We start from the raw sequence: 13,667 nt of genomic DNA on the forward strand, positions 1-13,667 counted from the left end.
ACCTTCTCCGCGGATCGTCGCCAAGATCATCGCAAGCCTGGTGCTCGCCGGCGCGGCGTGGACGCTCATCGCGTCGCTGGTCTTCCTCGCTGGAACACGACTGATCGGGTCCTTTGCGCACCCGTTCTATCAGTGGTGGACATACACATTATACGCCCCGCCGAACCCCGTCGTGACACTCTGGCTCAGGATCGGCGCCAGCGTGGCCTCTACCGTGGTGTTCGTGTTCGCAGCGGCCCTGATCGTTCGCGGCCGGACAAACGGCCCCTCTCTCCGACAGGGGTTCTTCAGCCGCACACCGCGGCCCATTCGTGGCGCCACGGACAATCACGGCCACGCCGACTGGCTCCCGATAACCAAAGCGCGGGACATCTTTCCCGGCCCCTCGGCGGCATTCGGCGGTGTCGTGGTGGGCGAAGCGTATCGGGTGGATCAGGACAACGTCGCGTCCATGGCCTTCGACCCGGCGAACAGGGCAACCTGGGGAAAGGGCGGCAAGGCTCCGCTTCTTGTCGACCCCTGCCAGTCCGGCCCTACCCACAGCCTGGTGTTCGCCGGCGCCGGATCGTTCAAATCGACGTCCGCCGCCTCAACCCTGCTCACCTGGACCGGCTCGGCTGTCGTCCTCGATCCCTCTGGCGAACTTGGTCCCATGCTGACCGCTGCGCGCGTTGAAATGGGCCATACGGTTCATCAGCTCAGGTTGCGCGGAACGACCGGCTTCAATGTGCTGGACTGGATCGATATCGAATCCCCCCTCGCCGCCACGAATGTCCTGTCCGTGGTCGGCTGGGTGTGCGGTGACGGTCCGGCCGGCGGCGGGGGATGGAAGGACAAGGGGTCCGATTTCTTCGAGGCGCGCGGCCGCGCGATGGTGGCATGCCTGCTGTCGCACATGCTGTGGGACCCTGTTCTACCCCCAGTGCTGAAGACGCTGCGCACGCTGCGGGCTGGTCTCGCGACACCTGAGATAGAAATGAAAAAGCTGCTCAAAGGTATCCACAAAGACAGCCGCAGCCCGCTTGCGCGCGACTTCGCCGGCACACTGATGGGCCTGGTGGATGAGACATTCTCCGGCGTCTATGCCAATGCCGACGAAAGCACCTCTTGGCTGGCCAACCCCGCCTTCGCATCGATCGTCTCCGGCGATACCTTCCGGTCCCTTGATCTGCTTGGCGGCAAGGTGACGGTGTTCCTCGAGATCCCGCTCGCGGCGCTGCAATCCACCCCGGCCATTGGTCGGGTCGTGATCGGCGCCTTGCTCAACGCGGCCTATGAGGCGGATGGCCGGGTGAGAGGCCGAATCCTGTATCTGCTAGATGAAGCTGCCCGCCTCGGCCCGATGAAAATCCTCGAAACCGCGCGTGATGCCGGCCGGAAATATGGCATCACCCTCCAGCTGCTCTATCAGTCGGTCGGCCAGCTCGAGCGCCAATGGGGCCGGGACGGCAAGCGGGAATGGTATGATGGCGTATCGCACCGCGCCTACGCGGCCGTGCAAGACCTCGATACGGCCAGGGAACTGGAAGACACCTTTGGCCGCTACGCCGTCATGGCAACGTCAGAGGGCTCCAATCGAGGGTCGTCCGGCAAGTCGTTCGAGGTCGGCTCACGGTCACGCGGGGCCAACACCAGCTATCACGAGATCAGTCGTCCCCTGATCCGCCGCGAGGAGCTGATGAACGACTGCCGGACCGATGAAGCGTTCGTCATTATCCGCGGCGCAAAGCCGCTCCGGTGCGGCCGGGCCATCTACTTCAGGCGGCCTGAACTGGCGGCGCGTGTCGCGGCCAACAGGTTCGCCGGGCATGCTGCCACTGTCGATTAATTGAGCCTGTATCAACAACCCTTGGAGGTGTCCCATGTCAGAGGAAGCCGCATCCGCCGATCTGCAAGCCGCCGCATATTGGCGGAATGTCGCTCGCTCCGATCGATCCGAACTAAACGTCGCGGTCACGAGGGTGAACGAACTGACGGCAGATGCGAAGCGGGAGGAAAAGGAACCGAACGAGGGGCCGCGCCGTGGCCGGAGGTTGGGCGCGGGCTGATATACCGGCCTATTCCTCTTTTGCGAGGGCCTTTTCGTCTGACCGCTTGGGCCGAATCAGCCTTCATTCGACCGGCTAGAGGCCGAGTTGAAACCGCGCCGCTGCCTGTCGTCTCAAAACCCCGGCGTTTCCGGTAGGCAGTGCAGGTCAAAACACCAGGCCAAAGCGTATTGAAGGGGTCGGAGCCATACACGCCCCAAAGGGGGGGTGCATGGTGAGCGGGATTGGAGTCAGCCAAGGGCAGGCGCTTTGCGGCTGACGAGCTTGCCCGGCAGCGGAGCGACTACTCTCGGAACGCGAATTAAAGAGCCGACGTTAGCGTCAGTTAGCGTTCAAGTAATGCCTTTGACATACCGACCAACGGCTTCATCAAATTGTGCCCTGACGTCCGCGCTTAGCTCGCCGCCCCCCAAACGTTGTCGGATATGCAGGAACAACTCCGTTGCCTCAAAGCAAATATCTTTTGTCTTCATCTCCACGGCAGCTTGAGCAGCATGAGCGGCAATTTCAAACTCATTGCTGTAGTAGATTTGATTGAGCTCATCCGCACTTGGGGGTCGTGAACCCAGGCTTTTTCTCCAGTCGGTCTGCTTCCGTGCGTAGGAGTTATAGTCGTCGACCCAATTCTGTTTTTGAAGCCAGTGGACATACTCATGAACGGCCACGCCCGCGAGGTACGAAATGTGGCCCACACAGAATAACGATCCCTCTGTACTGGGTAGGCCAGTCACCGGTAGTGCTATAACAATTTTTGTTAAGTTATGGACTGATTCAGTCTTCCAAAGGGCATTGATTCCTGAATGAAGATCGTGGATGACGCGATAATTACCGCGCGTAGTTATACCTTCTATTGGGAGGAGCGTTGCCGCTTCAACCAGGACCGGTCCGGTGGCAGCTCCCGCTCCCCACACAGCAGCTAGCTTTGTTGCCGCATCCAAATAACATCGAACAACCGCGCGGTCGATTGCAGGCTCTCTGAGCATTAGCTTCACTCCATTGGCGTTGATGTGGCCCTATTTATCCGATTTTGAATGACTGGGTCGTGTGCGGTCATACGGGGCCGCCCGAAGCGAGTCTGCGTCCTGAAACGAATGTCGGCTCCCCCGCCATCGAATCCTCAGTTCGACACTACATCCGCCGGCCACAACGGCGGCCAGCCGTAGTCATTTCCGCTTCCCGTTCCCAGTGCTCCCGCACTCGCTCGGCCGCCGCTCGCATGGCTTTCCGCACCTGTGGGCCGATGTCCTTGATCCGCTGCATGAGATCGCGCCGTTCAGCGAACTCGGTCTCGGTCTCGGTCTCGGCAGCGGGTTGCAGGCCTGTCGCCTTCCCGTTGTCTCGCCTGCGTCGGAACGTTGCCGCCCAGGTGCTCTTCGCCTTGCCCACATTCATGATGTCGCAAGGCCTCCTTTTTTGGGCCAGAATATGCATGAGTGGCCGCCCGCACCGAGAAAGGCGTTAGTCCACTCCCGCCAACGCCGGTCGTTCGTCGCGAATACCGCGAGCGGCGATAAAGTCCCACGGGCAGTCGACCGTGACATGCTACGACCTTAGCTGCTGAGCCAGCATTTCCCCCTCGGGAGAAAGGACGAGTTCCCATCCATCCAGTTCGTCATCGGGCAAAATACTGACGAAACCGTGCGTCACAAGATCAAGGCCAAACTCGCATGTATGTCTGAGTAATGTGTTTTGATCAGAAGGTTTCGCATCTTGGATGCGCCACAGTAGAGCTGCCTGATTGCTGGTTATCACACCTAGGAATTTTGGCCTTCTTCCCAATTTTTGCCCGGCTTGAGTATCAAGCATTGCCAGAACAATCCGTTGCGCATGCCGATCCAAGGGAGAAAAGGCGCCTGGATTGTTTTTTGCAATCCACAGAGCGATCAAGAACCCGTTCCGTGAGCGGTGCGCATAAGCGCGCGAAGCTATTGCCGTCATTTAGTGGTCCCTTGCCCTCAATCACGAAACAATAGAATGTCACTCATATTTTGTCAACCACATTATGTGAGTGGTACGGCTGGCTCAGACGATGGATCGCAACACACGTTGGCTTCCAGGGCATCGGGGGTCATTAACTCCGGTTGTTCCGAACGACCGCACAGGTCCCAAACATGACCAGCGACCGATGGGATAGTTTGTCCGCTTTCGGGAACTCGATTGTTCGCCGTGAATAACCGGCTTGAGTCGTGTGCGGTCATAAGGGGCCGTCCAAAGCAAGTCTGCATCCGAAACGAACATCGGTCCCCATTGCCACCGAATCACCAGCTCGACCACTACATCCGCCGCCCACGCCGGCGACCCGCCGTGGGCTTTTCCACTTCCCGTTCCCGGTACGCCTGCACTCGCTCGGCCGCCGCGCGCATGGCTTCCCGCACCTGCGGGCCGATGTCCTTTATCCGCTGCATGAGATCGCGCCGTTCGGCGACCTCGATCTCGGAAGCGGGTTGCAAGCCCCTCACCTTCCCGTCGTCTCGCCTGCTTCGGAACGTTGCCGCCAAGGTGCTCTTCGCCTTGCCCTCAACCGCGCGTTGCTCGAGCCGCTGCTTTCCGGCCTGCATCTTCTGGACGGTTCCCGTTCGCAGGTTTTCGGCGCGTGCGATCATCGCCAACGATCCTTCCTTGATTGGCTGGCGTGCAAAGTTCCGGGCCACATTCTCGATTACGTCACTCTCACGGAGCTGGCGCTTGTCACCAAGCGGCCGGCGGCCGGCGACCTCCTGCCGCTCTGCGCCATCCGAGATCACAATGAATGACTGCTCGCGGTGCCGGCTGCCCGATGTGTACGCCCCGAAGGCGTTGACCTGACGCGAGCCGCCCGGCACGGCGAAGATATGCTCGCTGACCGTTGACCCCTGCCCCGTGTTGGTCGTCAGCACGTCGCCATAGGCCAGTCTGACGCGCCCGTTCGCCGCGCTGGTGAGGCTATCCCATTTCACCAACCCGTCCCGACCCGCCTTGGTCCGCAGCACCAGGCCCTCGGCGTTGACCTCGGCAACCACCAGGACAGTGCCGTTGCGACCGATGTTCCCACCCTTGCCGGTGTCGAGAAAGCGGGCATTGGTGCGCTCGAAGAGGCGCACCCGATCCCCCACAGCCAGTGGCAGGTCATAAGTTCGGGCTTCGGCCCCTGCCCCGCTCGCCGCTGGCACGGTGATCCGGTCGGCGCCGACTTCGCCCAACGCGCGCCGCTTATCTCGGATGGCCCTGCTGATCTGATGCGCGTCATGGTTGGTCGGCGCGCTGATCGAGATGGAAAACCGCTCCCGGCCAGCATTGGCCTCGCGCCGCTGCTGCCAGAGGTCGACGATATTTTGCACCGCTTCCTCGTAGCCGCCGGATGCCACACGCAGGGTGCCATTTTCGAGCTTGCGCTGGACCGCCGCGGCGGTTTCCCCGTTGCGGAACATCAGGGTGGTTTCCCGCTCCTCCTGCTCCACCTGGCGCACCGACCGCTCAAGAGTCGGGATCGCCGTCTCGCCCAGGGCACGGTGCAGCAAGTCCACGACGGCGCCAGCCTCCACACTCTGCATCTGCTTGGAATCGCCGATGGCAACAATCTGGAAACCGTGCGCCTGCTGAGCGCGCAGCAGGTCATTGAGTTGGCGCGTGCCGAGCAGCCCCAGTTCGTCCACCACCACGACGGACCTGGTGTCAAGTTGGAGCCGACCCGTCTCAACGGATCTGAGGAAGCTCTCCACGGCCCGCGTGTTGCTGGCGGTGATCCCGGCTTCGGTGAGATCGTCGGACTGACGCCACGCCAGGGCGATGCCGTGGACCGCGCGGCCATCTTGCTTCCAGGCATCCACCAGAGGCTTCAACAAGGTGGACTTGCCCGACCCGGCAACACCGATCGCCACGGCGAGGCGACCGCCGGTGCCAAGCTGCTCCATCACCGCCCGCTGCGCCTTGCCGTGTTCGGAAGTGAAGTCGAGGTCGGGGAAGCGTTTCACCGCTGCTGCGATCTGCGCCGAGGTTAGGGCGGCCGTCCGGTCGTTGCCGGCCACCCGCGCGTTGGCGACCAGCACGCGCTCCTCGTCCCGGTGCAGGGCCGTCGTGATGCCGACCTTATCGCGGCCGTTTTCGCCTTTCACGTCGCCCCAGATCAGCGACGTGATTTTCCCGTGCTGCATCACGCCACGCTCGCGCATGGCCTTCGTAATAGCGCTGACCTCGGCGGGCGATTCGACGCCGGAGGCGATCAGCCCCTTGGCTGCTGCAAGCCGGGCGTCAGCCCCCTCGACGGATGCACGGCGTTGCAGCTCCTTGTCGAACACCGGAAGTGCCGCCTGATAGGCAGTCTCCAGCCGGTCGTCACGGGAGGTTTCCGTGCGCTTCAGATCGGGCCGCAGGACGCTTCGGTGCTGGTAACCGATCTCAGCGGCGGCGCGCTGCCACGCCGCAGCGTCGCTCAAATCATCGGACTTCGCACCCCGCGGGTCCTGCACTCCCTGTTTAAGTAGGCCAACCTTCCGATCGGCATCCAACGTGTCCCAATCGAGACCCTGTTCGGCGGCATAGGCACGTGCCGCGACCGTCCCACCCAAGGTTCTTTTCGAAAAATGCTCGGTGACGCGCTCGGGCACGGCGGTCAGCCGGGCCATTTCTGTCCGGTCGTCGAGCACAACGTCCACCCCATGCTTGCGCAGATTGGTGGCGAGATAGGCCTGATACAGCGCGCCCCACTCCTTCACGCGCCCGTCGAGCTGGTCGAGCCACAAACCGCCCATGCGGCCGGTTCCGGTGAGTACGGCGTTGAAGACGGCGGTATGGGTATGCAACTGCATATCGCCGGCAACGCGGCCCATGGCGTTTTTGACGGTGTACAGCTCTGTGTACTCCTGCCCGCTCCTGTCGGTTTTGATGACTTCGACGGTCGGCCGCGCGGTGTAGTGGTCGAAGGACACCCAGCCGATCGAACCTGGCTCCCAGCCTTCCTGTCCGGCCTTGCCCTTCCTGGCGCGGCCGATCTGCGCCTCGATGTCCAGCATGACGCTGTTGATGGCGCCATGATGTGCCTGATGGATGATCCCGCGTTCGGCCTCGGTCGGCGCGAAAGCCCACGCAACCGAAACCGATTTCGGCGCGGAGAACGTCAGGTCGACATAACCAATCCGCGCCCGAGATGTGTCCATGCGCTCGTGATACTGTTTCGTGGTCAGTTCGCCGCCCGTGGCCGTCCGACCGGACAAGATATCCACGCGCTGCGCCGGGGTCAGCTCAGCATTCTTGGCCCCCAGAACGGACTGGAATCGTCGCAATGCCCTCTGTGCAGCTGCCACCGGCAGGATCGTTCCATCCACTTTTCGGCCGGCCAGGACGTTTTCAAGCTCGGCACGGGTCGGCATGCGGCTTTCATCCATCCCGAAAATCGTTCCGATGCCTTCTGTTCCGGCCTGCTGCTGCTTTCCCTTGATGTCACTGCCATCCGCGCGTTGGCCATTCAACAGGTTGGCGATCTCGGCTGCTGTCAGAGCCTTGACGGTGTCGATGCCAAGTCGCTCGGCAAGAGCCGGGTTCATGTCCCGGCGGGGTGTGGCCGTCGCACTGCTGTAGTCCTTGCCGGTGCGCGCCCGCTCGGCCGCGCTGTCGAGCCGCTCGCCAGCATCTCGTCCATCCTCGCCGGCCTGATCATGGCTGGTGCGGCGAAGCGACGCGACGGCCTCGTCCCGCTCCACCAGCCCCGCGGCAACGAACGCACCGAGTGCTCGGATCGTCAGCTCGCCCCGGGTCAACGTACGGCCCATGGCATCGGTGCTGCTCTCGGCCAATCGGCCGGCCTCTCGCGCCACCAGATCGTCAAGCCGCTCTTCGTTCGGAAACCGGCTGCCAGCCGCCTCGGCGTAGCGCGCCGCGGCGGCTTCGGCGGGAGTCGGCGGGCTAAGGCCCTGGTGATAGTACTCCGCCATCGCCGCCATCTCAGGCGACAGCGTCTGCTGCAACAGGTGCTCGCTCATGGCCCGCGCCGCTGAGGGCGCGCCCGCTGCACCAGTCCGGTAGGTCAGCACCTCAGTGCTGCGTAGTCGCTGCGGTGGACCAATCCTTCAGGCTGGTCTCGAACTGCCGGCCGACCGCCCCTGGCAGCTCCGCCACCAGCGCGATCAGGCTCGTCTGGTTTGCGTCCATCTGCTGCACCCGGGCCGCGAGCGCCTCAAGCGCCTGGGCAACCGGTGACGGCCCAGCCTCCTCGGAGGCCGCTGCGAGAATGTCTGCCAGCATCTCCGACTGCGCCCGGTTGGCTGCCAGCAGCTCGTTCAGGACGGCCAGGATGGTCTGCTGAACCTCCCGGTGCTCCTCCAACCGCTCCGCAATCGCGGTCACGGTGTCGCCTATGTGGGCCAGGCTCACGCCGTCTTTCATCACTGTCATTGTACGTCCTTGTATCTCCAAATCGACTACTCACGGTATCCTGATCCGCCGGGAAAGCCCGTGCCAAACGCGTCTATCCCACGCGGCAATCGCTGACAAGAAACACCCGTCTAGGGTGACTTGGTCTGTAAGAGGCCGCCGAGTCGTCACATAAAACTCAACCTTACCAATGAAGATACGGTAACGGATACAATAACGGATACGCCACCTGGATACGAAAACGGATACGGAAATGGAGACAAAAAGGGTGACAGAAAACGTGAGGAATGCCATCTTCTCCCAGAATGAAGCCGCCCCCGCACAGCCTGCATTCCGGCAGGCCCCCGAAACGAAAACGCACCGTCGCCGAGCTGAAAGACCTCGCGCGCGTGCTGGGAGCCGACTGGACGCAAGGCGACACGGTGCAAACCTGGATCCACAAACACGAGGGCAAGATCGGTGAACTCAGTCGCATGGTCGAAGATGGCTGGCTGTGGGAGGACATCGGCAAGGCGATGCATCTGGCCGGGATCGCCTACAGCACCGGTCAGCCGATTCCGCCGCACACGCTGCGGCTCAAGGCATATCTGTCCCGCAACCGGGAGAGGGAGCGCACGGCCGCAGACGCGACGAGCCAGGGTCGTCCCGATGCTCTGCCGCCAGTGCTGCCCGTCTCTGTCCCCGTCGCAGCTCCCTCCATCGAAGCCCCGGCTCGGGCGGTCGCGGCACCGGCGCGGACAAAGCCGCCCGTCGATGCGTCCGACGTGGGTGGAGAAAGTGCGCCAGAGGAACCAACGTTTCGTCTAGTCACGCTGAAGGGCGGCAACCTGCCGCCCGAGCCACAACCGTCACCCAAGAACCCGCGGCACGAGGAATCTACAGCTACGCAAGTCTCGGATGACGAGATCCTGCGTCGGGTGTTCGGCAAACCCTGAAGCTCTGAGGTTAACATATGTCAGCAGAAAAACCCATCAAGCTCGGGCCATCAGTAACCATGGACAGCCCCCGATCGCCCCCGGTCGCGCCGTTCGACCAGTCGAAGATGGCCGACGATGAGCCGCAGTTCGACGTGAACCCGTTCACGCCCCGTCACAAGGGCACCGACGAACCGCCGCCCGCCCAAGGGATCGATCTGACGGGCCAGAACAAGATCATCTTCGCGGTCGGTCGTGGCAAGACCGGCAAGACCACGCTGCTGCGGTGGATGGCAGAGACCGCGCTGGCGGCTGGGCGGCCCTTCCTGATGGCCGACATCGATCCCACCAATGCCTCGTTCGCGTCCTACTTCGAGGGGGTCTCCCGCCCCGACACGGACGATCCGGCAGGGGTCAACCGCTGGCTGCAAGCCTTCATCGAGTATGCGGTGAAGCACCAGACGACGGCCATGATCGACCTGGGCGGCGGCGACACCACACTGCGGACCCTGGCAACCGAGATGCCGGGGTTTTCCCAGCAGATCGAGGAGGCCGGCCTCGTTCCGGTCAATTTCTATCTCGCTGGCGCACAACCCGACGACCTAGCCCCGATCGCGACCCTGGCGGAGCGCGGCTTCAGCCCTCGTGCCCGCGCCGTGGTGCTGAACGAGTCGACCGCCGAGGTCGGCCTGTCGCGGCAGCAAGCCTTCATGCGCGTGGTCCGCAACCGCGTGCTGCTGGATCAGCTCGGCAGCGGAGCCATCAACCTATGGATGCCTCGGCTTCATGCCGCCGATGCGGTCGAAAGCCGGCGGTCCAGTTTTGCCGCGGCGCGCGACGGGCAGACGACGCCCCCACTCGGCATCTTTGACCGCTCGCGCGTCAAATCCTGGCTGGAGGCCATGGATAGGCAATTCCTCGGGGTGAAGTCATGGATGCCATAGTCGGCGAAGCAGGGTCCCTCCGGGCGAAGGTCGAAGGCGCACAAACCGCCCTCGCCCTCGCTATCGCCAAGGCGAACCTTACCTGCGACCCGCTTGGGCCGGCCCTCGAAGCCATGTCGGACTCCCTGGGTGCCCAGCTTGCCCTGCATCAGGCAAATACCGGGCACTTCAGGGATGTAACCGCGCGCCTGGACGTGTCGGTGGCTGACGCAATCCGCGGCGGCGAACAGGCGCTCGATGCGAGGCGGATCGCGATTGTCGAGGCGCTTGCCCCTGAGCTTGCCAAACAAATGGCGCGCAGCGTCCGCGCCTGGAACCGAACCGTCACTCTGAAAACCGCCCTGTCGTATGGCGCTTTCGCGGTCGCCCTGGCGCTTGGGGTCGGGCTGGCCGGGTACGGCGCGGGCTGGCAGGCCGGGCACGTCTCTGCTCTTGGTGTGGCCGGCGCGCTGACCGGCGCTATCCGTCAAGCCGGGCCTGATGCCGAAACGGCCCTGGTCAGTATGGTGCGCGCTAACAATGTCGCGGAAGCTTGGGCAAAATGCCAAAAGACGGCAACGGACGACAAGGACGGCCGGCGCATTTGCTCGATGTTGATGTGGGCGGACCCCGAAGGCCAGCCGAGAGGCTGACCATTGGATTGCAATCCAAAACAAATTTGGACTGCGCTGAACATGATCGCCGGCGAGCCGCCCTATTTGCTCGACCGGGTCAACTCTCTCACTGACCCCGCCTATGTCGGCCGATTCGATCCAACCCCATGCACGCGCCCCTAGGATGACCTAGTCTGTAGGAGATGGCTACCTTTCGACGACTCCCAACGTGGTTTGCAAAGGGCATCCCATTGGGCGTCCTAAGGGGTATGTTTTGGGGAATTCTATAGGACATCTTATGGGGAATTAAGGGCGAGGCTTTTCCAGGGTGCGGGCTGGCGCGGTACGTCAACGGCGCCCAGATTCGGGTCAGCCATCAGGCCGGCAGTTCGTCGCCTTCGTCAGGTGCGACATCAGGGGCGTGGTCGAGGATGCGCAAGGCGGCCGCCACGTCCCCCCGGGCCGCGCGCTTCTGCAAATCAAGCAATCCGCGCCGATGGCCGAGGCCTTCCGAGATCAGCGCCACCAGAAGCTGGTTGATCGACACATGCTCTTCGGCTGCCGCTTCCTTGGCCTGCGTGAGAATGTGTTCGGGAACCCTTAGTGCAAATCCACTCATCATGGCCTCCTATGGTTCAAAGCTGCCGATCGTTGTTCGCTGAGGTACTCGCCGGCCGACAGCACGCGCAAACCAAACGCCGCGACGGCGGGGTGCCCGGAAATGCCTGTCTCGCGACAGGATGACGGATGCACCTCCCGCCAGGGCGCAGTCGATATACGGGTCGTCCTTGGGATCATCGAGGAAGGGCCGAAAACGGAACCACGGCTCAACCAGCTTCCCGCGGGCACAGAGTGCATCAAGCACGCTGTCGATCTGGTCGGGCCTGATCCAGGGTGTCTCACCGAGGATCCCTGGCCGTTTCAGGACGCTCTCGTATTCCAGGACGACCGTTGGCGAGACGGCGAACGGCACGTCCCCGATCAACATCCCTCTGAGGACCGCATGAGAAGCTCCTTTGCGGGAGCGGAGTGCGCTCAGGAGAACGTTGGCATCGGCGACAATCATTCCACACGATATCACATGCGATATCGTTGGGCAAATTGTTCATGGGGGAGGTTGCCGACCGCCTGACGCCAGGCCCCGGCGGACCAGATGCCGACGGTCACGGCACCGCCGTTGCCGCCAGACCTCGCCGCTCATGCGGCAACTCTGCGTGAGCGGCTTACCGCGGAATTCGACGCGACTATCACCGCCGCGTGGGTCGCCGCCGAGCGGCGTGCGGCCGAGCGTTTTGGCGGCGAAGTCGAGGTGGCCCGCGCGGCGGCTGAGGCTGCCGGGCAGGCACAGGCGGAAGCTGATGAAGCGCTGGCGGCGGCCGATGTGGCCCGCGACGCCGCCAAAACCGACCGCGACCGGCTAGCCGCCGAGGCGACCGAGGCGCGTGCGGCCGCGGATCGGGCGACCGGACGCCGCGCCGCGGCCGACGTCGAACGTGATCGTCTGGTGGCCGAACTAGCCCAGACCCGGCAGGCCATCGCCGAAGCCGAACGTCGCACCGCCGCGGCCGGCGCTGCCCGCGAAGCGGCAGAAGCGTCTGCCAAACAAGCCCAGCAGCTAGCGGAAGCGGCGCGCGAGGCGGCCGAGGCAGATCGCAGAACTTCAGCCACGGACGTGGCGACCGCGCGAGCGCAACTCGCCGGAGCGCAGGCAGAAGCCGCCGAGGCCCGGCGCGCCCTCAACGCCGCGGTGGAGGAGCGGGGCCGGCTGCTCCAGCAGGCCGAAGCGGCGGAGGCGCAGCTTGCGTCTTGAACCGCGGCAACGCCCGGGGCGGAGAAGAAACCAGGCCGGGCCGTGGAGCCCCGACCCGGACAGTCGAGGGACCAGCGAGCTGACCGGCCCGCTGGTCACGACGGGGTCGGCCGGGACGAGCCCCGGTGGGGTTTCGCCGTTGCTGCATGGCGCAAGCCCCAGACCGTCCGTCCCAGGTTGAGCTCCCCAGTCTTCGCCTTCGCCACCATGCCGTGGAAATACCCGCCCGGCGTCGATCGGAAATGCGCCGCCGGCTTGGCCGAGACGATCGCGATCGCGATCGCCGCCTGCTCGCGGCCCATCGCAACGCAGGCCTCGCCCCACAGCGATTTCGAGACCCCAAGTTCGCCGCGCAGCCAGTCGGCGGCATCGACAATCTCCGGCCAAGCCGGGCTCGGCGTTTTCAGATAGACGCGCAGTCGCGGCGCCAGCACCATCAGTTCGGCGGTCGAGAGCCGCATCACCGTCCCGCTGTCCGTCCGGGCTGGCTTCTCCGCCCCCTGCCCTGCTGCCCTGTCCGGCGGATTGGGCGGCGTCTGCGACCTCTCAGGGATTGGCACCGCCTCGTCCAAGGCCGACTTACTTCCTTTGGAAGCCGTTACCGTATCCTGTTTACGGGTAACCTGAACATACGTGTAAAATGTTGTCACAAGGGGACGAGGTACAAAAACGATTTGCTAAAACAATAGGTTATCCGACGCGATGAGCAGCCCCGGGACCCTCTGCTCGAACTGCCTCCGGTGAACCTCGCATGGTGTCCATAAAAGGGTCCGCAGATGCCGAAAATCCGGGCCAATCATTTCAAATACTTAGCTTGGGCATTTTGATGTCCGCAAAGGTAAGCCTTCCTGGACACCCCGAATTCGGGCAGTGGCACAGCCTGTAGCAACTTTTTGCACGCATCTTCAGGTTACCCGTACGTCGCCGGCCAGTTTTCCTTCAGCGACAAAACATAGTCCCCACCTCCCTCGATGATGGTTTGGGCGATCTCTTTCTGCGTTCCCATCGCATCG

13 protein-coding genes are annotated in these 13,667 nt (G+C 63.4%); 5 read left to right on the plus strand and 8 right to left on the minus strand.

From position 1 onward, the window contains the following. Positions 1–40 precede the first annotated feature (40 nt). Complete coding sequence (locus GSQ89_RS34820) at positions 41–1,828, plus strand: type IV secretory system conjugative DNA transfer family protein (protein ID WP_254073522.1); 1,788 nt, start codon at positions 41–43, stop codon at positions 1,826–1,828. 552 nt (positions 1,829–2,380) lie between these two features. On the opposite strand, the gene GSQ89_RS34825 is transcribed toward GSQ89_RS34820, so the two are convergent. From GSQ89_RS34825 to GSQ89_RS34845, 5 genes are all read right to left on the minus strand, one after another. Then, positions 2,381–3,031: a hypothetical protein gene (locus tag GSQ89_RS34825; RefSeq protein ID WP_158932698.1), complete on the minus strand. Its 651-nt coding sequence runs from the start codon at positions 3,029–3,031 to the stop codon at positions 2,381–2,383. A gap of 145 nt (positions 3,032–3,176) precedes the next feature. Further along, on the minus strand, positions 3,177–3,479 hold the full coding sequence (locus tag GSQ89_RS34830) for a hypothetical protein (protein WP_158932699.1): 303 nt from the start codon (positions 3,477–3,479) through the stop codon (positions 3,177–3,179). Positions 3,480–3,590: 111 nt separating this feature from the next. Then, positions 3,591–3,935 (minus strand): hypothetical protein, encoded by a 345-nt coding sequence (locus GSQ89_RS34835; RefSeq protein ID WP_158932700.1) that lies wholly within the window; start codon positions 3,933–3,935, stop codon positions 3,591–3,593. A 386-nt stretch (positions 3,936–4,321) separates the two neighbouring features. Continuing rightward, entirely contained in the window at positions 4,322–8,002 is a 3,681-nt protein-coding gene (gene mobF / locus GSQ89_RS34840; protein WP_254073523.1) for a MobF family relaxase, read from the minus strand. Between the two features lie 52 nt (positions 8,003–8,054). Further along, positions 8,055–8,414: a hypothetical protein gene (locus tag GSQ89_RS34845; protein ID WP_158932702.1), complete on the minus strand. Its 360-nt coding sequence runs from the start codon at positions 8,412–8,414 to the stop codon at positions 8,055–8,057. Positions 8,415–8,680: 266 nt separating this feature from the next. Here GSQ89_RS34845 and GSQ89_RS34850 point away from each other — a divergent pair, with 266 nt between their 5' ends. The 3 genes from GSQ89_RS34850 to GSQ89_RS34860 are packed head-to-tail and all read left to right on the plus strand — an operon-like array spanning position 8,681 to position 10,883. Continuing rightward, positions 8,681–9,328, plus strand: a complete 648-nt coding sequence (locus GSQ89_RS34850) for a hypothetical protein (RefSeq protein ID WP_158932703.1) — start codon at positions 8,681–8,683, stop codon at positions 9,326–9,328. Between the two features lie 59 nt (positions 9,329–9,387). Next, the gene (locus tag GSQ89_RS34855) at positions 9,388–10,251 is read left to right on the plus strand and encodes a hypothetical protein (protein WP_158932704.1); all 864 of its coding nucleotides are present in this window, start codon (positions 9,388–9,390) and stop codon (positions 10,249–10,251) included. Then, a complete protein-coding gene (locus tag GSQ89_RS34860; protein ID WP_158932705.1) occupies positions 10,239–10,883 on the plus strand; it encodes a hypothetical protein in 645 nt (214 codons plus the stop codon). Before GSQ89_RS34855 ends, GSQ89_RS34860 begins: the two co-directional genes overlap by 13 nt. Before the next feature lie 337 nt (positions 10,884–11,220). Here GSQ89_RS34860 and GSQ89_RS34865 read toward each other — a convergent pair whose 3' ends face one another. Together GSQ89_RS34865 and GSQ89_RS40440 are read right to left on the minus strand one after the other, a co-directional pair. Next, complete coding sequence (locus tag GSQ89_RS34865; RefSeq protein WP_158932706.1) at positions 11,221–11,463, minus strand: toxin-antitoxin system HicB family antitoxin; 243 nt, start codon at positions 11,461–11,463, stop codon at positions 11,221–11,223. A gap of 9 nt (positions 11,464–11,472) precedes the next feature. Beyond that, a complete protein-coding gene (locus tag GSQ89_RS40440) occupies positions 11,473–11,910 on the minus strand; it encodes a PIN domain-containing protein (protein WP_216856561.1) in 438 nt (145 codons plus the stop codon). Positions 11,911–11,997: 87 nt separating this feature from the next. Between GSQ89_RS40440 and GSQ89_RS34875 the strand changes: the two genes are divergently transcribed. Then, positions 11,998–12,654, plus strand: coding sequence for a hypothetical protein (locus GSQ89_RS34875; protein ID WP_158932707.1), 657 nt, complete (start codon positions 11,998–12,000; stop codon positions 12,652–12,654). A gap of 95 nt (positions 12,655–12,749) precedes the next feature. Here GSQ89_RS34875 and repC read toward each other — a convergent pair whose 3' ends face one another. Next, positions 12,750–13,214, minus strand: coding sequence for a replication initiation protein RepC (repC, locus tag GSQ89_RS34880; protein WP_371734330.1), 465 nt, complete (start codon positions 13,212–13,214; stop codon positions 12,750–12,752). Positions 13,215–13,667 lie beyond the last annotated feature (453 nt).

The sequence above is a fragment of the Acidisphaera sp. S103 genome (assembly GCF_009765975.1).
GTDB lineage: Bacteria > Pseudomonadota > Alphaproteobacteria > Acetobacterales > Acetobacteraceae > Rhodopila.

Coding starts and splice junctions, on each gene's coding strand:
- GSQ89_RS34825 (WP_158932698.1), bottom strand. CDS start 3,031: ATGCTCAGAGAGCCTGCAATCGACCGCGCGGTTGTTCGATGTTATTTG.
- GSQ89_RS34830 (WP_158932699.1), bottom strand. CDS start 3,479: ATGCATATTCTGGCCCAAAAAAGGAGGCCTTGCGACATCATGAATGTG.
- mobF (WP_254073523.1), bottom strand. CDS start 8,002: ATGAGCGAGCACCTGTTGCAGCAGACGCTGTCGCCTGAGATGGCGGCG.
- GSQ89_RS34845 (WP_158932702.1), bottom strand. CDS start 8,414: ATGACAGTGATGAAAGACGGCGTGAGCCTGGCCCACATAGGCGACACC.
- GSQ89_RS34850 (WP_158932703.1), top strand. CDS start 8,681: ATGCCATCTTCTCCCAGAATGAAGCCGCCCCCGCACAGCCTGCATTCC.
- GSQ89_RS34855 (WP_158932704.1), top strand. CDS start 9,388: ATGGACAGCCCCCGATCGCCCCCGGTCGCGCCGTTCGACCAGTCGAAG.
- GSQ89_RS34860 (WP_158932705.1), top strand. CDS start 10,239: ATGGATGCCATAGTCGGCGAAGCAGGGTCCCTCCGGGCGAAGGTCGAA.
- GSQ89_RS34865 (WP_158932706.1), bottom strand. CDS start 11,463: ATGAGTGGATTTGCACTAAGGGTTCCCGAACACATTCTCACGCAGGCC.
- GSQ89_RS40440 (WP_216856561.1), bottom strand. CDS start 11,910: ATGATTGTCGCCGATGCCAACGTTCTCCTGAGCGCACTCCGCTCCCGC.
- GSQ89_RS34875 (WP_158932707.1), top strand. CDS start 11,998: ATGCCGACGGTCACGGCACCGCCGTTGCCGCCAGACCTCGCCGCTCAT.